Here is a 21,473-nt window from a genome sequence, read left to right as displayed (position 1 = left end):
AAAATCGTTATAAGACGACAGACTTTTTATAGCGCATACCCATTTGAAATAGAGAGCTTTGAAATCAATAATATAGTGAGGCTATCTGGCTATATCCTCATTGCGATACCTCTAATTTAGAACGCAACATTAGCCTTAGCATATGGAGCCACATCATGGCCGATTTAAAAGGACTTAACCAAGGTGAGCAAGGACGCTCAAACGCTGCCAATAGCACAGCGGATAAGATCAGCGCTGTACCAGCTGCTGCCGATATTGATGCGTTGGGGCTAAAAAACCCTGCCTTTTGGTATAGTGGCGGGTTTATTACGATTTTTGTGCTCATGGCGATTTTTGCAGAAGCACAGTTAGCAACGATTGTGGATGTTGGTTTTAAATGGTCGGCCAATATCTTTGGTCCTTTTTGGCAAATTTTGCTTCTCGCTACTTTCGTCATCGCTTTAGCGGTTGGTGCAGGTCGCACGGGTCGTGTGATTTTGGGCAACTTACCAAAGCCTGAAATGGACAATTTCAAGTGGATGGCCATCCTGTTTTGTACATTGTTGGCTGGCGGTGGGGTTTTTTGGGCGGCGGCAGAACCTATTGCTCATTTCGTGTCAGCGCCTCCTTTATACGGTGAGTCACCAGACTTGCAACAACGAGCATTTAACGCCTTATCACAATCTTTTATGCATTGGGGATTTTTGGCGTGGTCGATTGTCGGTAGTTTGACCGCGATTGTGGTCATGCATCTGCATTATGACAAAGGCTTGCCGCTGAAACCTCGCACACTTCTTTATCCTATGTTTGGTGAGCGCGTACTTACTGGTCAAACGGGCGCGATTATCGATGCGTGCTGTATCGTCGCCGTGGCTGCGGGTACGATTGGCCCTATTGGTTTCTTAGGCTTGCAAACCAGCTATGCCCTCAATACCTTGTTTGGTATTCCTGATACTTTTGCCACCCAGCTTATCATTATCATATTCGCGATTGCGCTTTATACCTTATCAGCGATCAGTGGTCTTGCTCGAGGCATGCAATTGCTCAGCCGCTTTAATGTCATCTTGGCAGTTGCGCTGATGGTCTTTATTTTGATATTTGGACCGACCAATTTTATCGTCAATGGTTATATTCAAGGTGTCGGCACGATGGTCGATAACTTTATTCCGATGGCCACTTTTCGCGGTGATGAAGGCTGGCTTGGCGGTTGGACCGTGTTCTTTTGGGGTTGGTTCTTGGGTTATGGCCCGATGATGGCCATCTTTATCGCTCGTATCTCACGTGGTCGTACGATTCGTCAATTGATTACCACCGTATGTATTATTGCGCCGCTCGTGACGTGCTTTTGGTTCACCGTCGTTGGTGGTTCGGGTCTGGCGTTTGAGATTGCCAATCCGGGCAGTGTTAGTAGCGCGTTTGAAGGCTTTAACTTACCTGGTGCACTATTAGCCGTTACCCAGCAATTACCCTTTCCTTTAATGACCTCGATATTATTTCTAATTTTAACCACCGTTTTTATCGTCACGACAGGCGATTCGATGACCTATACCATCAGCGTCGTCATCAGCGGCGAGCGTGAGCCAAACGCCATGATTCGTACCTTTTGGGGCATCATGATGGGTGTGACAGCGATTGTTTTAATCTCGCTTGGTTCAGGGGGCGTGACAGCGTTGCAGTCCTTTATCGTGATTACCGCTGTGCCTGTATCCTTTATTCTATTGCCGTCGTTATGGAATGGACCACAAATTGCCCAGCAAATGGCGCGAGAGCAAGATTTGTATCGACCTAATCAGGTAGAGGTGAGACATAAAATCAGCGAAGAAAAGCTTGCTAAGGAAAAGCTTACTCAAAAAACTAATTGACTACCAAACGGTCAAGGTCAAAACAACGATCCTAAAAACGGCTAAATACTTATTTACCGATAGATATCATCATTGGCATTATTAACGAAGCTGCTGGCTCAATATATTAGGTAAGGTAGTGAAATTATGAATATGATTCATGCAAATAATGAAAGCATTAACGTCAAGCCACCTCAACTGAGCACTGACTTTCGTACTCGTGACGTGATTATGAATGCAGAAAGGTTGGGCGCGATGCACCAAACTCGCGTTAGCTTTGTGCGCACGTTACTGCGTAAGATTGATAGAGAGCAATGGACGCTCAGTACCCATTTGTGGGATTTGGATGAGCAAGGCTATGGCACGGTTATTTATCGCCTCAATACTCCAGAGCATCTGTATCATCTGGTGGTGTTTTGTAATGAGCTGGCTGATGAAGAGCGTAATGATAGGGTGATTGCCCAAAAATGGGATGTGACCTTTGGTCTGGTCTTTGGTGAGATAAGTGAAGAGTTACTGGATAATCTACAAGCCAACGTACCGCTGCAAGAAGCAGGTCGTAACTCTAATATGGTGATGGTGCTGGCACGAGCAAATAAAAGCGTACGGGTCTTTGATCATATCGTTAGCTCACTCGCCATTGGTCAGCAACCAGATTTAGATATACTCGCGCAAGTCGGCTATATCTTGCGTACCACGGCGGTCTATGGCAATGGTAAGTTTGGTATTTATGACTTTAAACCGTTAGATCACAGCGAGGACTTTAATCAGTCGTTTCGAGCGCAGATGTGTGCCGTGTATTTGCTGCGTGAGTTTAGCTTAGATTGGGTCGATTATTTGGCAAAGCAAAAAGGCGGTAGCAACGCCGCTGTGCTGCATCCAGAGATTAAGCGTTACTTGGGAGTTGGTAACGCCACCGGTCTGGGCATGGCACCGTATCTAATCAACCATCCTTGTGTCGTCGATCAATGGCTAACTACCCGTGAAGAAGCGTTGCATGTGACACTGATCTGCCAGATTGAACCCAAAAAAACCGCATATTTTGCTAGTTTAATCGAACGTGCTATTCAGCATTTTAGCGAGATTGTCACCATCAATGAGCAGCAAATCAAACTTAATGAAGCGGTCGTTGCAGAGTTAGCCGTATTACAAAATACTTTGATGGCAACCATTAATCACTACAGTACATGGGCGGAGTTCTTACAAGCTCACCATCATCTAAGCCTTGAGAGTCAAGAAGTGATTATTTCTTGCTTGATGGAGCTTTATCCTGAGCGTGTCGATGCGTTTCAAGAAAAAATAAATGCCGATGAAACGCTATCGCTACCGAAAGGCAAGGTGATCCAAGATTTAATCGATGTATTAGAGCGGCATTATCAGTGGGCGATTAATATTGATTTTAGCCAGCCCGATAATAGCCATTGGTTTTGGTATCGTTCGGTGGATAAAGAAGAGCCAAGGATGGGCGTGCGCGGGCAAGAACCGGGTGCTGATCGTGAGCTTGCATTAGACATCGCACGGCAAGCAAATAAGCTGTATCTCGCGTTGAAACCCACCGATCCACAGCAGCTCATTTCAGAGTTCATCTTAAATCAGCCAAAATATCGCTCGATTGCGCGCCGCGTTTGGACGATGGGACATAAGCCACTGGGCGATATTCAGATGAATGTCTTGCATAAAACCGCATTACCCATGCACCTGTTACGGTGTAAATTATCGATGTTTGGTGCCACCAAGTTCGATCCCAGATCAGATCGCTGGGTGCGGATCACCTTGTTTCAAGGTGCGCCTTTGTTTGCAGAAGTGCATAGTGATGAATGGCTGTTTCCCTTATTACCCGATTTATCGAAAGAGCAGGGAGGTTTGACTCATGATCGTATCGCATAATGAAATTGTGACGATAGTACACAAAGCCTTTACTGGGATGCACCGTGAAGTAGGCGAAGCGGATGTGATTGCTACTATGGTCGCTGAGCTACAGATGGCGGGCTTGGACGGTATCAGACACTTTAATAATGCCAGTCCGTATATTTTAACCGAGCACGATACGCCAATCGATATCGTCCATCAACAAGACGGCGCTATTCGTTTAGATTTGCATGGTAGCAGCTTGGCTTGTCACTTGCCGACTATCATTGACTATGCTCTGGAAAAAATGGGTGATTTGGCGCATTTTCATATTTATTTACAGAACTGTCATAACCGCTGGTTGGCTTATAGTGAGCTGGTGGGGCTGGCTGCCAAAGGCTTTGCTTGTTTGGCTAAATGGGACAATGGCTCTGTGCCCAAGCATACATTATTTACGTTAAATCAAGGTTTTGTGTATCCTGATTTATACTTTTTTGACCAAGCACAAGCCAATTATAATACCAATGATATGATTATTGAAATTGCGACCCAAAATTTTGATATTGAACAGGACATACAGCATTTCAATCATAAAATATCGACAGATGAGCTATTTGAAACGCATCAGCGCGCATGGAAAGAAGGCATCTATGTCGACGATGAGCAGTGGGCGATACTCAAAAAAACGGCTGCTGCGATGTTGGTAGACAATAGCGAAACATCAAGTAAAGGCGCGGGAGGGGCGTAAGCAAGAGGAATGTAATAAATAAAAAGTTATAAAATGACATAGGCAAATAAATTAAGCCAAAAAGAGGTTTGTAATTAAAAATTTCAGAAAGTGTTTTGGATTAAAAGGTATTTCGGAGTTGCTTGAATAGATGGGAAAGCTAGAGGCTTTGATTAAGCAAAATAAGATTGGCGGTGAAGGAGGAAGTCGCACTTGTAATTTAAGTAATTGATTTTAAATGATTTTTTATAAATATTAATAGGTATAGACCAACAATTAGACCAACATCTTTCAAGTATCGGATGGAAAGCGAATAACAGAATTTACCCTTTGATAGATTGTAACTAAATATTTCTAAGATACTATTTAGTCTCAAATATATATTATCACTAAAAATGTAAAATTACTTATTTCAATGATATAAGTAGATAATAAAGAAAAAACGGTGAACTAATTTTATTATGCATCTTTCATCTCGAATATAGCCAGTTACTGGATTGGGGAAGCTGCTTGACAAGCATTGCAATCCCCTCCGATTCTACTATCTAAAATACATCAATAAATCAAACTAATATCACTTTGCCTTCGAGAGTGCTAACCGCTACAATCTTATCCCATATTCCCCTTTCCTTGATTTACTTACATAGACTATCTAGCCTTATGAATAAACAACAATTAGCCAATAAAATTTGGCAGTCTGCCAATCAAATGCGTTCTAAAATCGAAGCCAACGAATATAAAGATTATATTATAGGCTTTGTGTTTTATAAGTTTTTATCAGACAAAGAAGTTCGCTTTTTAAAAGAAAATGATTTTACGGAACAGGATATCGCTAATCTCACTGAAGCGGATACTGAGACGGTAGATTTTATCAAAAAGGGCGTGGGCTATTTTATTGCCTATCCTCATTTGTTTTCCACATGGATAGATAAGGGCAGTGACTTTGATATCGCTGATGTACGTGATGCCTTGTCAGCGTTTTCACGCAATATTGAACATAAGAAAGTATTCGAGGGAATTTTTGATACCTTACAAACAGGTTTAAGTAAGCTTGGTGAGAATACTGGGTCACAAAGTAAAGCTGCCAGTAGTCTCATTCATCTTATAAAAAACATACCAATGGATGGTAAGCAAGACTACGATGTGCTTGGCTTCATTTATGAATACTTACTGGGTATGTTCGCCGCGAACGCTGGAAAAAAAGCAGGTGAGTTCTACACGCCACATGAGGTGTCACTGCTGATGTCGGAAATAGTGGCTCATCATCTAAGAGATCGTGACAAGATTGAAATTTATGACCCAACCAGTGGTTCGGGCTCATTATTGATTAACATTGGTCAATCAGTTGCTAGACACATTGACGATAGTAATAATATTAAATATTACGCTCAAGAACTTAAACAAAACACTTATAACTTAACCCGCATGAACCTTATTATGCGTGGGGTTTTACCAGCCAATATCGTGACTCGTAATGCTGATACGCTAGAGGATGACTGGCCCTATTTTAATGATGCAGATCCTATAAATAGCTATGAGACTTTATATGTCGATGCTGTGGTATCGAATCCACCATACTCGCAAGAGTGGGAACCCAAAAATAAAGAATCTGACCCTCGCTATGCTCGTTTTGGGCTAGCTCCAAAAGGCAAAGCAGATTTTGCTTTTTTACTCCATGATTTATATCATCTAAAGCCTGATGGTATCATGACTATCGTATTGCCTCACGGTGTCCTGTTTCGTGGTGGTGAAGAAGAAACTATCCGCAAGAACCTAATTGAAGCCAATCATATCGATGCGATTATTGGACTACCTGCCAATATCTTCTTTGGTACAGGCATCCCTACTGTCATCATGGTGCTCAAACAAAAACGTGCTGATACCGATATTCTGATTATCGATGCTTCAAAGGGCTTTATAAAGGTAGGTAAAGACAACCAGCTACAAGCCTCAGACATCAAAAAAATTACTGATGCAGTCATTAACCGAGAGAACATAGATAAATACGCGTCCGTCGTGAGCCAGAAAAAGGTACGCGAGCAAAACTATAATTTAAATATACCTCGCTATGTAGATTCTTCTGATGATGCGCAGACGTGGGATATTTATGCCACGATGTTTGGCGGTATTCCACAACACGAAATCGAGTCGTTACGACAATATTGGCAGGCTTTCCCTAGCTTAAAAGACAGTCTATTTACGCAAACCGATAATACGCCTTATTTTGGGTTAACGACTAAAGAGATTGAAACTCGTATCTATGATAACGAAGATATAAAGGCGTTTTTTGATCACTATCATTCAACATTCGTAAGCTTTAGCGATTATCTACGGGCTGAATTGATCGACAATTCAACTACGCTCAAGATCTCTAGGCAAGAAAATGTGTTAGCAAATAATATATTTGAGCGCTTACAGCACTTCAAACTAATTGATAAATATGCTGCCTATCAATCTCTTGATGACTTGTGGCAACAGATAATGACAGATTTAGAAATCATTCAAACCGAGAGCTTTGCCGCGACCAAAAAGGTCAATCCGAATATGGTAATAAAAAAAGTCAACGGTAAGGATAAAGAAGTACAAGAAGGCTGGGTCGGGCATATATTGCCCTTTGAGCTAGTCCAGCAGCAGCTATTAGCCGATGATTTAAAGCAACTAAAGGATAAAGAAAGCCGTCTAGGCGCAGTAGCTAGCGAGCTAGAGGCTTTGATAGATGAGCTGGATGAGGAGCAAAAAGAGAGTTTGCTTAATGATAGCAATAGCAGCTTTTTAGTTAATGAGGTGAATAAAGCCCTCAAGTCAGCCTATGCTGACATTGAGACCCCTGAAGTCGTAGCGTTAAATGCTTACCTAGCATTTTTGGATGAAAAGCCCAACAAGCTTGAAAAGCTCGAATTCATTGCTAACAATACCATTGTTAATTGGCAAGATGTCGATGCCAACAAAGACGGTACTTATGGCAAATCCAAAATAAATGCTTATCTCAAGACCTTACAAGCCTCGCACCAGTTTGCTGATGACAGCGATGAGGCTAGACTAGTGCAGATAAGCGATTTATTAGATGAAGAAAAAACACTAAAGTCGGAGATTAAAGAAGACACAGAAGCTTTGCATCAAAAAACTAAATTGACGATTGAGGCGCTGACTGATGAAAAGGTGAATGATCTACTAAATCATAAATGGATATTACCATTAGTACAAGCAATGGCACAGTTAGCAAATGATGTAGTAAGCCACCTAACGCTGCAAGTGCAGGCATTGGCTGATAAATATGCTGATACCTATACGGATACCATTAGCCAATTGAATACGGCTGAAAATGAGCTGGCAGATTTGCTTGATGAGCTGACTGGTAATGAGTTTGATATGGCCGGATTACAAGCATTTCAGACGTTGTTGAAAGAATAAAGCTTATACATAGTGAGTCATTCTTATCACATACGCTTTATATATTTAAAATAAGAGAGAAATTATGGATAACAAATTTTTGCTCTATACAACCGCCAGCGGTAATGTTGATGTTAGTGTTTATCTTGAAGATGAAACATTATGGCTAACGCAAAAAGAAATCACTATATTATTTGGCGTGTCAAAATCAACCATTAGTGAACACTTCAAAAATATCTTTGAAAGTGGTGAGTTGGAAGAGATTCGAACTGTTCGGAAATTCCGAACGGTTCGTCAAGAGGGGGAAAGGCAGGTAACGAGAGAGCTAGAGCATTACAATCTTGATGCCATCATTTCCGTCGGCTATCGGGTCAACTCTGCTCAAGCAACGCAGTTTCGTATTTGGGCGACCCAGATACTAAAAGAGTTTATACAAAAAGGCTTTGTGTTAGATGATGAGCGTCTCAAGCAAGGCAAAGCTGTATTCGGACAAGATTACTTTCGTGAATTACTGGAACGCGTACGCTCAATCCGTGCCAGTGAGCGTAGGGTATGGCAGCAAATCACCGATATATTTAGAGAGTGTAGCATCGACTATGATAAACACTCATCCATTACCCGTCAGTTCTATGCCAATGTACAAAATAAATTTCATTATGCGATTACAGGGCAGACAGCTGCTGAGATAGTTTATACCAGTGCTAATAAAAATTCTGAAAATATGGGGCTTACCACATGGAAATCTTCACCAGAGGGTAGGGTGCTTTTGAGCGATACTTTTACGGCTAAAAATTATTTGACTGAAAAACAAATTCGTCAGTTAGAGAGAGCAGTAACGAGCTATTTTGATTATATAGAGAGTCTAATCGAACGCGGTGACAAAGATCAGTTTACGATGGAGAAGTTGGCAGATAGTGTGAACCGCTTTTTAAGTTTTAATGAGTATCAGGTGTTAGATGGCTATGGTCAAGTGTCAGCCGAGCAAGCAAAAGAAAAAGCGCGAGTAGAATATGCTGCGTTCAATAAAGAACAGAAAATAATCTCTGACTTTGATAAAAAAATTAAGCAGTTAGCGGAGCGATCAGATGATAACTAAAAAATATATTCCGCAAATTCGCTTTAAAGGCTTTGATGAGGATTGGTCTAACCTACAATTTTTTGAAACTTTGGATAGCATTATTGACTTTAGGGGAAGAACACCTAAGAAAATTGGCTTGAAATGGAGCAAAAAGGGATATGTAGCTTTGTCTGCTTTAAACGTAAAAAATGGATACATAGACTTTAGCTTAGACAACCATTTTGGCGATGAAGAGTTATATCAAAAATGGATGGGCGGAAAAGAGTTGGTCGCAGGTCAGGTCTTATTTACAACTGAAGCACCTATGGGTAACGTCGCTCAAGTACCTGATAATCAGGGGTATATTTTAAGTCAAAGGACGATTGCGTTTAATGTGAAAAGCTCAGTAATCAAGAACGACTTTCTTGCCGTTTTATTAAGATCACCAGCAACATTCAATAGACTTGAATCTATGACAAGCGGCGGTACAGCAAAAGGCGTCAGCCAAAAGTCAATGGCAAAGTTGGAAGTAGATATTCCTTCTAACCTTCAAGAACAAACCGTCATCGGCAACCTTTTTCAAAATATCGATCAAACCATTTCTTTGCAGCGTCGGAAATATGAGCAAACGCAAACACTAAAAAGATCGTTATTAAGTAAAATGTTTCCGAAAGCAGGGCAAACTCAGCCTGAGATTCGTTTACAAGGCTTTGGCGGAGATTGGATTGAGATGGAGTTGGGTGATATTGGTTACACATATACCGGTTTAAGTGGGAAAACTAAAGCTGATTTTAGTCATGGCCAAGCTATGTATATTACTTATATGAACGTGTATTCTAACGCTATAGCATCAACTAGTATGCTAGAAGCTGTTGATAAAGATGATAGTCAAAATTTAGTAAAAAAAGGGGATGTTCTATTTACAACTTCTTCTGAAACACCTGAAGAAGTAGGCATGTCATCCGTTTGGCAGCATGATCTTCATTTAGTATATTTGAATAGCTTTTGTTTTGGTTTTAGACTAAAAGAAAAAGTTGACTCTAATTATTTAGCTTTCATGTTACGTTCAAATAAAGTCAGAGCTGATATTAGTCTATTAGCGCAAGGTATATCGAGATATAACATTTCTAAAAGAGCTATGATGAAAATAAAAGTTCCTCTACCATCAATCAAAGAACAAGCTGCTATAGGCGAGTTTTTTGAACAAGTAGACGAAACTATTGTATTACAAGCAAAACAACTCAAAATTTTAGAAAATATAAAAGAATCCTTATTGGCAAAAATGTTTGTTTGACTCTACCTTTTAAGGCTAGCACATGAGCTTTGCATCAGAAACTAAGTTTGAAGACGCCCTTATCCAGCTTCTTATCGACAAAGGCTGGAATGAGGACGTAATTAATCGTCCTACCGAGCAAGATCTAATCAATAATTGGGCCGAGATTCTGTTTCAGAATAACCGTGGTATCGACCGTCTAAATAATGAGCGGTTAACTGATGGCGAAATGCAGCAACTCATTGAACAGATTAATAGCTTAAAGACACCACTTAAGCTCAATGGCTTTATTAATGGCAAAACCGTCTCTATTACCCGTGATAATCCAGCAGATCCATTACATCTTGGAAAAGAGATTAGCTTAAAAATATATGATCGTCATGAGATTGCAGCAGGGCAGAGCCGCTATCAAATTGTTAAGCAGCCTCAATTTCCCACTCAGTCACCGATATTGAGAGATCGACGTGGTGACCTCATGCTACTTATTAACGGTATGCCTGTCTTTCATATCGAACTAAAGCGTAGTGGTGTCTCTGTCAGTCAAGCTTGCAACCAAATAGAAAAGTATGCCGAAGCCAAAATCTTTACAGGATTATTTAGTTTAGTCCAGATATTTATTGCAATGACTCCTGAAGAGTCCGTTTATTTTGCCAATCCAGACGGCAATTTTAATGCTGATTACTACTTTCATTGGGGAGATGTTAACAACGAGCCAAAACTTGGTTATAAAGAATTTGTCGGCTCCCTGCTCAATATTCCAGTAGCACATCAAATGATAGGCTTTTATACCGTAGCGGATGCCGCTGATGGAGTGCTAAAGGTCATGCGTAGCTATCAGTATTATGCTGCCCATGCCATCTCTGATAAAGTATCTAAAACTAATTGGCAAGATACTAACAGACAACTAGGTGGCTATATCTGGCATACCACTGGCTCTGGTAAAACTATGACTAGCTTTAAATCGGCACAATTAATAGCAAGCTCAAAAGATGCTGATAAAGTGCTGTTTCTGATGGATAGAATTGAGTTGGGTACACAGTCTCTTGAAGCATATGAAGGCTTTGCTGAAGAGAGTCTGAGTATACAAGCTACTGAAAATACTAACGAGCTGATTACCAAAATAAAAAGTAGTGATCCAAAAAATACTTTGATCGTTACCTCTATCCAAAAAATGAGTAATATTGAAGAAAGTAGCAACGGTATGAACGCTCATGACCTTGAGCTCATGCAAGACAAGCGCTTGGTGTTTATTATCGATGAAGCCCATCGTTCTACTTTTGGCGATATGTTGCAGACTATCAAACTGACTTTTCCCAATGCGATATTTTTTGGCTTTACAGGTACGCCTATTCACGATGAAAATCAGCGAAAAATGAATACTACCGCTGATATATTTGGTGATGAGTTACATCGATATAGCATAGCTGATGGTATCCGTGATAGAAATGTGCTGGGCTTCGACTTATATAGAGTAGGAACATTTAAAGATAAAGAAGTGCGTAAAGCCGTTGCCTTACAGCAAGCGAAAGCCAGTACAGAGTCAGAAGCTTTAGCGGATGATAAAAAGAAAAAGAAGTATTATGAGTTTATGAATGATGTGGAAATGGCAGGTTATCGTCAAGCTGACGGTAAGTATATAAAGGGTATCGAAGATCATCTACCTAAAGAGCAATACCTGACGGATGAGCATCAAAATATGGTGGTTGCTGATATTTTAGATAACTTTCCTACACTAAGCCGAGGTAACAAGTTTCATGCGATATTTGCTACCAGTAGCATTATTGAGGCTATTACTTACTATCGATTATTCAAAGATCAAATAGCTGCACAAGATCTAGATCTAAAAATCAGTGCTTTGTTTGATGCTAATGAAGGCAATGAGACGACCTCGGTTTTTAAAGAAAGGGGTATGGCAGAGATTATCGAAGACTATAATACTCAGTATGAAAAGGATTATAGAATTGCCACTCACAGTAAATTCAAAAAAGACATTGCCAATCGGCTAGCGCATAAAAAGCCGTATAACTTGATTGAGCGTACGCCAGATAAGCAGTTAGATATTCTTATAGTAGTGGAACAAATGCTTACAGGCTTTGATTCTAAGTGGGTCAATACCTTATATATAGATAAGCTCATACGCTACGAGAGCATCATCCAAGCCTTCTCTCGCACGAATCGATTATTCGGGCATGAAAAGCCTTTTGGTACAGTACGCTATTACCGTAAGCCTTATACGATGGAGCGTAATATCGAAGCTGCTATTAAGTTATATTCTGGTGATAAGCCAATAGGCTTATTCGTAGATAAACTTGAAAGCAATCTGCAAAAAATGAACGAGGTTTTTTCTGAGATAGTAGATGTTTTCAAAGTGGCAGGTGTACAGAACTTTGAATCCTTACCAAGCGCAGAAGCCAGCCAAGCTAAATTTGCTAAATTATTTAAGCAGTTTAATGACCATCTAGAAGCTGCTGAAATTCAAGGTTTTATATGGGACATATTAGATTATGACTGCGGCGACAGTAACGTTAAGCTAGCTTTTAATGAGCAATTATATCTTGTTCTAGCAATGCGCTACAGAGAGTTATTTCAGGGTGGTTCTGGTGGTGGAGAAGGTGAAGTACCTTTTGATATTAGTGGCTATTTGACAGAAATTAATACCGATAGAATTGATACTGAATATCTGAATGAGCGTTTTGATAAGTATTTAGAATCACTAGAATCTGGTGATGCAGAACAGGCATTAAACGAATTACACAAAGCCTTCCCTACGCTTAGCCAAGAAGAACAAAAATATGCCAACATATTTTTGCGCGATGTACAGCGTGGGAAAGTAAAAGTTGAAGCTAATACTACTTTCAAAGATTATATCGTCGATTATAAAGTGAAGGCTCAAAACGATAATATCAGGCAGTTTTCTGATAGTTTAGGGCTAGATGAAACTAAGCTACGTGAGCTTATGAGTAAGCAAATTACTGAAACGACTATCAATGAATTTGGTCGCTTTGATGAACTAAAAGATACAGTGGACAAGCAGAAAGCCAAAGCGTACTTTGAATCTATAGAAGGCATTAGTATTCCTCCATTTAAGGTCAACATAAAAACTGCCTCAGCGCTGCGAGAGTTTATTTTGAGTGAGGGTGGATCAGAGTAGCAGGTGTCTACATAGGCGTCTTTAACTGTCATTTTTTCATAGCTTCGAGAGCTTCTTGTCGTTTGGTTCTTTCGAGGCTTCTTTTAGTTAAATCGGAACTAAAGCTTGTAATCTCATCATATATTACATATCCAAAAAACAGACTAATTCCCCACAACGGTATACAGGAAAGAGCAATTGATGTAGCAAGTGCATCAGCAGCTGGTATTAGCTTTAAGGAAAAAGCAATATTACTAGCAACCCCAAAAAAAAGATGAAGAAATATTAGTTTCATCACAGGCCTGGAATATTCTTTAACTAAGTCGGCAATACGATTTAACTCACTAACACTAGCATTCGATATGTATTTAGTGTCTTGCAGCTTAAAGTATATTTGTGCAAGTAAGGCAGATGTAATAGCTGCTAATGTAAAAAACCATCTGAAGTTAATCAGTATATAGTTAGAATCATTCTTAAAAAGGATGAAAAGAATAGTAGAAATTACTGCCATGAGAGTAATATTCAGAATAAGAGGGTGTCTCATCATCAAGCCAATAAATATAATTTTCATGGCGACCTCGTCTTGTTATTCTATACTCTGATGCAGAAAGGTATGAATCTCTTCAACTAATCTATTTCTATCGAAACTATTGTTATCTAACATCTGCTGCTTGATTACTCCTTTCACTCTTAAATTACCTTGCTTATAATCTGAGCCATCAGCAAAGTTAATTTCTATATAACTGTCATCAAGTGTAGCCAATGATAAGGTTATGTCGTCTAAAACTTTCTGACCTTCAGTAGAGGTATTCCTTAGGTAGTCAATAGTTACATTCACTCGTAAGTTAGAGTCATCCATTGCAGAGCTAAACCCTAAACTTTTTCCAACTGTATCGCTAATTTTACTTAACAATGATTTGTCTTTTAACTCAAATGGTTTGCTGTTACTTTTGCTAGATTGTTGTGTTAAAACCCCTTGTCCAATCTTGACGTTACTTACATGGGTGTTTTTTAACTTTTCTCTAAGAGGTTTTGGATAAACGTCTTTAATTAGTAAAACCTTAGCATGTTCAGGGTCTTTCCAATAATAAGTATTAAGTAAGAAATTGAAATAGCTGACGAATCTCTGAAGTCCAAGAGTTGAAATATGGATGGCTAAATGATCATCTGACAATCCAAATATAATACGTGAATTAACAAATTCACTAGTACTGTTTTTAAGCTCTGCTTCGTCGGCAGCAACATCTTTAGTCGTTATTGACCTCTCCAAAAGGTTGTTTTCTTTTACAGCATCATGAATAATACTTTGAACCTTGTCTGTTTCGAAACAGACAATTTCTCCGTAATATACGCCTTGGTAGTCCATTACATTGTTAAGTAGATAGGTCTTTTTACCTTCCACAAATTTTCTTTGATCTGGACTTAAGTTATTTAAACTTTCAAGTATTTGCTGAAAAGTAATATCATCGTCTAACTTGATAGTTTTATAATAGAAGGTTAGGTTTCTTGATTTACTAGCCATTTCGTCCTCTAATTTTAAAGCAAATGATAATTTCTACAATTAAGTTAATACGATATACGTCAATTAGTGTCGCATACTTCTTTGTAAACTATAGTTCTGCTAATCATACACTGCTTTTGTATAATTGATAGAGTACAATGAGTGGAAAAGAATAATTCATGACCAACTATTTTCAATAATCTCACTATGACTAACCACTACCAAGGCCTTATCCTGAGCCTAACTCAGCAGCCAACTGAACAAGAATGGCTTGAGTTTAAGCATAACTTTCATAGCCCTGATGAGATCGGTAAGCGGATATCCGCGCTTGCCAATGGCGCGTGCTTGGCTGGCAAGAAATTTGGCTATTTAGTGTTTGGCGTAGAGGACGGCACGCACAACATCGTTGGTACAAGCTTTAGCCCAAGGACAAAAAAAGCCAAAGGTAACGAGGACTTAGAGCATTGGCTGGTCAGCCGTCTAAGTCCTAAGATTCATTTTACCATTCATGAACTACAGATCGATGGTAAAGCAGTGGTGCTGTTTGAGATTCCAGCAGCGACCGATACGCCTATTAGTTTTTTGCATGAGCATTATATTCGCATTGGTAGCGTCACAAAACCTCTAAAGCACTATCCCGATCAAAGCCGTAAGCTCTGGCAAAATCAAGCCGATGACTGGAGTGCTGAGATTTGCCACGAGGCGGCGCTTGAAGATCTTGACCCTAAAGCGATTGCGGTTGCTAGACAAGTTTTTGCGGATAAAAACAAGCGTTTGGCTGAAGATGTTAAAGAATGGGATGACGTCACCTTTTTAAATAAAGCCAAAATCACTATTCACGGTCAGATCACCAACACGGCGATTATCTTATTAGGTCGTTATGAATCCACGAGTTTTTTGAGTCCAGCGCAAGCGCATATTACTTGGATTTTAAAGGGCGTCGATGGTATTGAAAAAGACTATGAGCATTTTGAACCCCCGTTTTTGTTAGCCTTAGATGAGGTGTATAACAAGATCCGTAATCTCAATTATCGCTACATGGCATCAGGCACGTTGTTTCCTGAAGAGGTACAGCAGTACGACCCCTATATCATCCGCGAAGCATTAAGCAATGCCATAGGTCATCAAGACTATCGTCTGGGCGGACGTATTACTGTAGTTGAAAAAGAAGACTCAACACTATTGTTTCAAAATAGTGGCGCGTTTATTCCTAAGACCATTGAGAATGTTTTGCTACAAGATGCGCCTGAAGCAAGCTACCGCAATCCGTTTTTGGTCAATGCCATGGTTAGTCTAAATATGATGGATACCATCGGTAGCGGTATTAAAAAAATGTATCAAATTCAGTCCAAGCGCTTTTTTCCATTGCCAGATTATGACTTATCCCGTGAAAGAGTGCTTGTAAAATTTACAGGAAAAGTCCTTGACCAAGAATACGCCAGGCAGCTAGCGACCGTCGATAATCTCACATTACACGACATCATAGCACTTGATAAAGTTCAAAAAGGGCAGAGCATCAACGAAGAGGAAGCCGACGCGTTACGCAAAAAGTCACTGATTGAAGGGCGTAAAAATAGCTATATGATTGGTGCTTATGTTGCGAGGCATACTGAGCAGCAAGCAGAGTATATGCAAATGCGTGGCTTAGATGATATGCATTATCAAAGCTTGATTATAGAATATCTAAAAACGTTTGAACGAGGTAGGTTAGCTGATTTTGATAAAATGCTTGCCAATAAGCTACCGCAAGTACTAGACGAAAAGCAGCGCAAACATAAAGTGCGTAACCTATTACAGAAAATGCGCCGCGATGGTTTAGTTGTTTCTGAAGGCTGGACTTGGTCTCTTCCAAATAGCTAAGAATAGCTAAGAATAGCTAAGAATAGCTAAGGATAGCTAAAACTAACTAGGTTTAGCTATCTAACATATTTTAAAAATTGCCTAGAAGCTGTTTGAGCATATCGTTTCGCCAACCTTCTGCTTACTTATAAATTTAAATTATCTATAATCATTCCACTTGACGCAGCTTAGGCAGTCTCCTAATAAACAGTAGAAAAATAAAAAAGTGGCGATCTCTAGAGAGGGGGTTAAACCCTTGTTATATAAGGGGTAGAGGGTTCAAATAATATTTTTTTAATTAAGAATAATCATAATTGTAATTATTAAACAGCCTTAAGAATTCATATATCCTTCTAAAAACATCAAAAGAATGCATTGATTATGCAATATTGCATGAGTTACATCATACTGCCGAACATGATCGTAATGAAGGTTTTTAGAAAAGTTTAAGATTGTATTATGACAGAGCCTAACGAAAATATTTTTCGACAAATTGTAAAAAATATGCTTGAAATGTGAGCTTAATAATTTGATACTACTTTCTTATTTAGTGACTATAAGGAAAGTATGATGAGTGATCCATATGATGATCATCTAGATGACGATGATGATGATGATGAAAATCTAAATGATGCTGAGCAACAGAAAGAAAATGATGAAGTTCAGGAGATGGGTAAGCAAGGGTTGACAGATGACGACTTCCCAGATGGTAGACCACCAAACACATTCAGCTAATCATGATCTAAAAAATAATAAATTTTTAAATAGTTATTTAAAACCTCACTTATAAGTGAGGTTTTTTATAGCGGCCTATTTTCGTTGCAACCTAGTGAGCTCTAGCAGCTATCTTATCATTCAACCATTCTGCAATTTCACCCTCAACCCATGCTACACGACCTTTTGAAAGCTTTACTTGAATAGGGAAAGTAGGATCGTAGCGTTTAGATTTCTTGTCCAACATATCGTAAATGGTAGTACTGCTAAGTCCCGTATGGTACGTTACTTCTTTCAATGGCAACATTCGTGGTAAGCATAATGCACTGAGATTAGCGGTGTTATTTTGGTTGTTAGTATTCAAGTTGTCCATGATTGCTCCTTATAAGTGAACGAGAGCGTTTCCTCTCATACAGTTACCGAGTCCCATATTTTTTTACGGCATCCCATTCAGTCCAATGGTTAGCCTTAAATGAAGCAATAAAAGAAGGAGCTGCCTACTCAGCTCCTTCTTACGTCGCACATCTGAATTGATTGTTTTAGCTCACTGCCGTCACGCTTTGCCGTAGCCCCTGTTCAATACTAGTCACGTTATGAGTGGCTAACCCGTTCTGATAATCCCTCTGCTGACTATGGCTAACGTCATCTGTCTCCATGGGATAAAACTCTTCAGCCACATCAAGTAAGCCATCGTTATCAATTTCAAAGGATGAATTGACGTAACCCTGTTTCGCAGCCTGTTCTAATGCTGCTTGATCAAAGCCGTGTTCGCTAAGCTCCGCATCAATTGCCTGCGCATCTTGCACTGCTTGTTTCAGCGTTACCCCATCACGCAACGTTAAATCAACAAAGTAAATCGGCGTACGATAGCTTTGCGTGGTGCTTTTACCCCTTAAGGTGAGTTGCAACGGCAAACACGACAGCTTATTGCCTGACACCGCAGCAAAGTAGCTCAGCCGTGCGGCAAGCGTGCGAATACTATTAAAGCCTGTGGTGCGAAAGATAAACGTGCCCAGCTCGTCGTCTTCACTGAGATTGACGTACAAGCGACCATATGGCTTACAAGCACCGCCTTGCGCTAATGGGCAACGATCAGGTGATGGGCATGGCAGTGTTTCCACGCCATTGTTTGTACGGCGTTGGCACTGCTCACCGTCACCCACGCATAGTGGGCGTCCAGTTTGACGATCAAACAAGGTATATTCTGCTCGCAAATTAAGCTCAGGATCATTGAACAACATACGCACTGGTATTTGTCTCAGCTTACCGTCATTATTTGCGCGTAGCTTTTCATCGAGTGGATGGTTAATCCAGCCATCCTTATTTTGAACTTGGCTGGTGATGGTGAATTGATCATCTTTGGCAGGCAGACGCTTGCCGTCTTTTTGAATGACACGTCCAATACTGATACGACCTAAAACTGGTGGGGTTATGGTGAGACCTTTAATCATGGTGATATTCCTTATAGGTTTAATAAAATGTGTTTAGCCATAAAAAAGCCCACCGATTAGGGTGGGCAGTTATGCGCTTGTTTGGTTAAGTGTAGTAGGTTTCGGCTTAGTCGTTTAAGATAACGAAGCGACGACTACCGTGCTTGGTTTTACTAAATTTAGCTAACAGCTCAGGATGCGCTGTGATAACGGCCTTGCTATCAAGACCGATACTATCTTTCGAGCGTTTCCACGAGATAGCGCCCATCGAAAACACAGCGACTTCATTATCGGCAATCAGTGTTTGCAGCTGGTGCTTAACCTGATCATGGCGCTGCTCTAACTCTTGCATATAGTCACGATAACTCAGCAGTTGCTCAAATAACTTATTGGCACCATCATCATCTCGCAAATCAACCTTGCTTGAGGGCTTAGGCGTTGGATAAAGCAGCTTTAAGGCTTTGGCAGCTGACTCGCTATGATCAGGGGTTGGCGGCGTGTCTGTTTCCACGTATTGCCAGAATAGTCGCTCGTGCTCAATGATGCTTTCAATCAAACGCTCATCACGCTCAACCTTGTATATCTTGGCTTCATGTCCACAAAGCAGCACACAGATATGCGCCGCAGTTTTACCAGTGACCGCCAGCTGATGTTGCACTTGGCAAGTAACATACAAGGGCACGTCATGCTTCCACAGCTTAGCGCCATGTTCTCCTGCGGTTTTACACTCTAATATCTGTACTTCATCACTGCCTGTTATTGCATAGTCTAAGTTTGCCAGCATGAAGTGATTATTAGAATCAGGATGCTGCAAGATAGCATTCACGCGCCTGACTTTATTGCCGGTATGTTCTTGATAGTATTTAGCGACCATCGGCTCTAGCGTATTGCCCCAATACAGTGGCGAATACCCTTCAATGCTTTCATCAATATCTGAGCTCATGCGTCCAGTCTTAATCATCCATAGCTCAAGCATCGATAGGTACGGATGGATACCACAAGCGGCAGCAGCATCAGAACTGCCAATACCTTGCTTGCGAAATTGCAGCCAGTCTTCACGACTTAGGTTATTGGTATTGACCAAACGTTTAGCAGAGATAACTTGATTAGCAGACGGCTTGATGGGTTTATTTTTCACTTTAGGCTTTGGCAACGCTTCGCTATTTTGCCGAGCATTTAATGAAGATTTACTCTTAACGGTGGCACGCTTAAGTCTTGGATGAGTGATTGTTGTATTGTTTAATGCGATCATGTTCATGATGAATTCCTTCGTTAAATTTATTATTGGTTAAATAAACGGCATAAAAAAACCACGCTCAAAGGCGTGGTTGATTTATTGAGTAACTACAGTAATTAAGAGATTAAGCAATTAAGCGCAGCGCTTCATCAAGGCTCTTATCTTTGAGCTTCGCCCCTGCACCAAACCAAGCTGAGTCTAGACGATGATCCTGCGACATAGCACGGCGTTCATGATCTACAAACTCCGTCATCGCAGACAGTAAGCCATAAGCCGTGTCTTTAGCAGAGTCTAAATCTGCACCGCGACCTTGTCCATTGAACATAGTCATCACTTGATTCATAGCGCGAGCATTAGGAACCGCTTCTTTCTCCTTCTTAGCCGTATTAAACAGGATGAGGCCATCATCTTTGACATCGTTAAACACCCGGTTTAAGTAATTGGCGGCTTCTGCTTGCGTCACTCGTCTATTGGTGAGCTGCTTCATCTCATAATTAAAGTTATCCCACTGACTGACAGATACGCCTAATTGCTGCTTAACTTTGTCGGCATCAAAGGTGGTACTGTGCGGAACTTTGACCACGCCTCCGCTGCCATCAGCCAGACTGATTGCTAAGGTGTTATTACACACCACGCGAATATTGGTGAACTGGGCTGTGGTAGCAAGGGTTCCATCACAAGCGGTTGCTAGTAGTAAATAGCCATGACTGACATCACCGCCACGCAGTGTTGCGGATTGACCGGTACGAGCAAGGGCCCAGAACTTACGACCGCCTTTTAAAACGCCTGCTGTTTCTAATTCAAAGTCTGCTTGCTCCGTCAGGTCACGATAAAACTCTAAGATCTCGTTAGGCTGTACTTCTTGATAGCGCTGACTAACCACCGATAACGGCTCTAAATTATCAGAGCGATACAGTACCTTGTTATTGTCAAAAGGCATGATCAGATTTTGGCCTTTATCATTGGTTGCCATGTAGCTGACGTCAGAAGACTCAATACGCCAATCCATTCCTGCCTCACGTGCCCAGACTTCAATAGGCTGCTTGGGGGATAACTCTTGCCCTAAGCCATGCCAAGGGGTGTCACCGACGTACGCCATAGATTCGAGTAAATGTGCCATGAGAATATTCCTTTTATTGTTGAATAAAATAAGTGGTTTGATTGATTTCATGCTTCGATACATGAATCATTGGATGATTCAATAAACGAAAAGGTCAGACGCTAAAGGTATGCTGACAGGTACGGCATAAATAGCGCGGCAGGATGGCCGCTCTAATGAGTGGGGGCTGCATTAGTCTTTGTTGTGCCAGATTAATGACGGTGGCAATGGCGCTGCCTGCGACCATGCCAATCATGGGATTGATCTTGTAGTACTTGCAGACGCTCACACCAAGACCGACGAATAGCTTTGGTGAACACAGATGCTCTGTTATTCCTTGCGTACTGGTCTCTATGTTTTCGATGACATGAGAAGAGTGACAATTGGGACAGATGGGTTTCATAGGAT

General features: G+C 40.6%; 16 protein-coding genes. 9 read left to right on the top strand and 7 right to left on the bottom strand.

Annotation, left to right across the window (positions count from 1 at the left end):
- Nucleotides 1-155: 155 nt before the first annotated feature.
- From AK822_RS13530 to AK822_RS13500, 7 genes are all read left to right on the top strand, one after another.
- Nucleotides 156-1,841, top strand: a complete 1,686-nt coding sequence (locus AK822_RS13530) for a BCCT family transporter (protein ID WP_060491997.1) — start codon at nucleotides 156-158, stop codon at nucleotides 1,839-1,841.
- A gap of 126 nt (nucleotides 1,842-1,967) precedes the next feature.
- The gene (locus AK822_RS13525) at nucleotides 1,968-3,707 is read left to right on the top strand and encodes a hypothetical protein (protein ID WP_060491996.1); all 1,740 of its coding nucleotides are present in this window, start codon (nucleotides 1,968-1,970) and stop codon (nucleotides 3,705-3,707) included.
- Complete coding sequence (locus AK822_RS13520) at nucleotides 3,691-4,416, top strand: DUF3726 domain-containing protein (RefSeq protein WP_060491995.1); 726 nt, start codon at nucleotides 3,691-3,693, stop codon at nucleotides 4,414-4,416. The genes AK822_RS13525 and AK822_RS13520 overlap by 17 nt, the downstream gene beginning before the upstream one ends.
- Nucleotides 4,417-5,055: 639 nt before the next feature.
- Nucleotides 5,056-7,806: a type I restriction-modification system subunit M gene (locus AK822_RS13515; protein ID WP_060491994.1), complete on the top strand. Its 2,751-nt coding sequence runs from the start codon at nucleotides 5,056-5,058 to the stop codon at nucleotides 7,804-7,806.
- 64 nt (nucleotides 7,807-7,870) lie between these two features.
- Nucleotides 7,871-8,881: a virulence RhuM family protein gene (locus AK822_RS13510; protein ID WP_060491993.1), complete on the top strand. Its 1,011-nt coding sequence runs from the start codon at nucleotides 7,871-7,873 to the stop codon at nucleotides 8,879-8,881.
- Nucleotides 8,871-10,136: a restriction endonuclease subunit S gene (locus AK822_RS14745; protein WP_087945659.1), complete on the top strand. Its 1,266-nt coding sequence runs from the start codon at nucleotides 8,871-8,873 to the stop codon at nucleotides 10,134-10,136. The genes AK822_RS13510 and AK822_RS14745 overlap by 11 nt, the downstream gene beginning before the upstream one ends.
- Nucleotides 10,137-10,158: 22 nt before the next feature.
- Nucleotides 10,159-13,266: a type I restriction endonuclease subunit R gene (locus AK822_RS13500; RefSeq protein WP_060491992.1), complete on the top strand. Its 3,108-nt coding sequence runs from the start codon at nucleotides 10,159-10,161 to the stop codon at nucleotides 13,264-13,266.
- Nucleotides 13,267-13,294: 28 nt separating this feature from the next.
- On the opposite strand, the gene AK822_RS13495 is transcribed toward AK822_RS13500, so the two are convergent.
- On the bottom strand, nucleotides 13,295-13,816 hold the full coding sequence (locus AK822_RS13495; protein WP_060491991.1) for a hypothetical protein: 522 nt from the start codon (nucleotides 13,814-13,816) through the stop codon (nucleotides 13,295-13,297).
- A 15-nt stretch (nucleotides 13,817-13,831) separates the two neighbouring features.
- Nucleotides 13,832-14,767 (bottom strand): hypothetical protein, encoded by a 936-nt coding sequence (locus AK822_RS13490; protein ID WP_060491990.1) that lies wholly within the window; start codon nucleotides 14,765-14,767, stop codon nucleotides 13,832-13,834.
- 186 nt (nucleotides 14,768-14,953) lie between these two features.
- On the opposite strand from AK822_RS13490, the gene AK822_RS13485 reads away from it, so the two are divergent.
- Both AK822_RS13485 and AK822_RS14950 read left to right on the top strand, forming a co-directional pair.
- A complete protein-coding gene (locus AK822_RS13485; RefSeq protein WP_060491989.1) occupies nucleotides 14,954-16,606 on the top strand; it encodes an RNA-binding domain-containing protein in 1,653 nt (550 codons plus the stop codon).
- 549 nt (nucleotides 16,607-17,155) lie between these two features.
- A complete protein-coding gene (locus tag AK822_RS14950) occupies nucleotides 17,156-17,320 on the top strand; it encodes a hypothetical protein (RefSeq protein WP_157292425.1) in 165 nt (54 codons plus the stop codon).
- A gap of 91 nt (nucleotides 17,321-17,411) precedes the next feature.
- Here AK822_RS14950 and AK822_RS13480 read toward each other — a convergent pair whose 3' ends face one another.
- The 5 genes from AK822_RS13480 to AK822_RS13460 form a co-directional block, all read right to left on the bottom strand.
- A complete protein-coding gene (locus AK822_RS13480; protein ID WP_025651467.1) occupies nucleotides 17,412-17,672 on the bottom strand; it encodes a helix-turn-helix transcriptional regulator in 261 nt (86 codons plus the stop codon).
- 166 nt (nucleotides 17,673-17,838) lie between these two features.
- Nucleotides 17,839-18,750, bottom strand: a complete 912-nt coding sequence (locus AK822_RS13475; RefSeq protein ID WP_060491988.1) for a recombination directionality factor — start codon at nucleotides 18,748-18,750, stop codon at nucleotides 17,839-17,841.
- Between the two features lie 106 nt (nucleotides 18,751-18,856).
- A complete protein-coding gene (locus tag AK822_RS13470) occupies nucleotides 18,857-19,987 on the bottom strand; it encodes a YqaJ viral recombinase family nuclease (RefSeq protein ID WP_087945658.1) in 1,131 nt (376 codons plus the stop codon).
- A 103-nt stretch (nucleotides 19,988-20,090) separates the two neighbouring features.
- Nucleotides 20,091-21,086 (bottom strand): DUF932 domain-containing protein, encoded by a 996-nt coding sequence (locus AK822_RS13465; protein WP_060491987.1) that lies wholly within the window; start codon nucleotides 21,084-21,086, stop codon nucleotides 20,091-20,093.
- Nucleotides 21,087-21,180: 94 nt separating this feature from the next.
- The gene (locus AK822_RS13460; RefSeq protein WP_060491986.1) at nucleotides 21,181-21,468 is read right to left on the bottom strand and encodes a hypothetical protein; all 288 of its coding nucleotides are present in this window, start codon (nucleotides 21,466-21,468) and stop codon (nucleotides 21,181-21,183) included.
- Between the last annotated feature and the right edge of the window lie 5 nt (nucleotides 21,469-21,473).

The organism is Psychrobacter sp. P11F6, from assembly GCF_001435295.1.
GTDB lineage: Bacteria > Pseudomonadota > Gammaproteobacteria > Pseudomonadales > Moraxellaceae > Psychrobacter.
The sequence above is the reverse complement of the archived record's forward strand: the minus strand, read 5'-3'. Positions and strand labels throughout refer to the sequence as shown.

Excerpts from the sequence above, each read along its gene's own strand:
- AK822_RS13530 (WP_060491997.1), top strand. The coding sequence starts at position 156 with ATGGCCGATTTAAAAGGACTTAACCAAGGTGAGCAAGGACGCTCAAAC.
- AK822_RS13525 (WP_060491996.1), top strand. The coding sequence starts at position 1,968 with ATGAATATGATTCATGCAAATAATGAAAGCATTAACGTCAAGCCACCT.
- AK822_RS13520 (WP_060491995.1), top strand. The coding sequence starts at position 3,691 with ATGATCGTATCGCATAATGAAATTGTGACGATAGTACACAAAGCCTTT.
- AK822_RS13515 (WP_060491994.1), top strand. The coding sequence starts at position 5,056 with ATGAATAAACAACAATTAGCCAATAAAATTTGGCAGTCTGCCAATCAA.
- AK822_RS13510 (WP_060491993.1), top strand. The coding sequence starts at position 7,871 with ATGGATAACAAATTTTTGCTCTATACAACCGCCAGCGGTAATGTTGAT.
- AK822_RS14745 (WP_087945659.1), top strand. The coding sequence starts at position 8,871 with ATGATAACTAAAAAATATATTCCGCAAATTCGCTTTAAAGGCTTTGAT.
- AK822_RS13500 (WP_060491992.1), top strand. The coding sequence starts at position 10,159 with ATGAGCTTTGCATCAGAAACTAAGTTTGAAGACGCCCTTATCCAGCTT.
- AK822_RS13495 (WP_060491991.1), bottom strand. The coding sequence starts at position 13,816 with ATGAAAATTATATTTATTGGCTTGATGATGAGACACCCTCTTATTCTG.
- AK822_RS13490 (WP_060491990.1), bottom strand. The coding sequence starts at position 14,767 with ATGGCTAGTAAATCAAGAAACCTAACCTTCTATTATAAAACTATCAAG.
- AK822_RS13485 (WP_060491989.1), top strand. The coding sequence starts at position 14,954 with ATGACTAACCACTACCAAGGCCTTATCCTGAGCCTAACTCAGCAGCCA.
- AK822_RS14950 (WP_157292425.1), top strand. The coding sequence starts at position 17,156 with ATGAGTGATCCATATGATGATCATCTAGATGACGATGATGATGATGAT.
- AK822_RS13480 (WP_025651467.1), bottom strand. The coding sequence starts at position 17,672 with ATGGACAACTTGAATACTAACAACCAAAATAACACCGCTAATCTCAGT.
- AK822_RS13475 (WP_060491988.1), bottom strand. The coding sequence starts at position 18,750 with ATGATTAAAGGTCTCACCATAACCCCACCAGTTTTAGGTCGTATCAGT.
- AK822_RS13470 (WP_087945658.1), bottom strand. The coding sequence starts at position 19,987 with ATGAACATGATCGCATTAAACAATACAACAATCACTCATCCAAGACTT.
- AK822_RS13465 (WP_060491987.1), bottom strand. The coding sequence starts at position 21,086 with ATGGCACATTTACTCGAATCTATGGCGTACGTCGGTGACACCCCTTGG.
- AK822_RS13460 (WP_060491986.1), bottom strand. The coding sequence starts at position 21,468 with ATGAAACCCATCTGTCCCAATTGTCACTCTTCTCATGTCATCGAAAAC.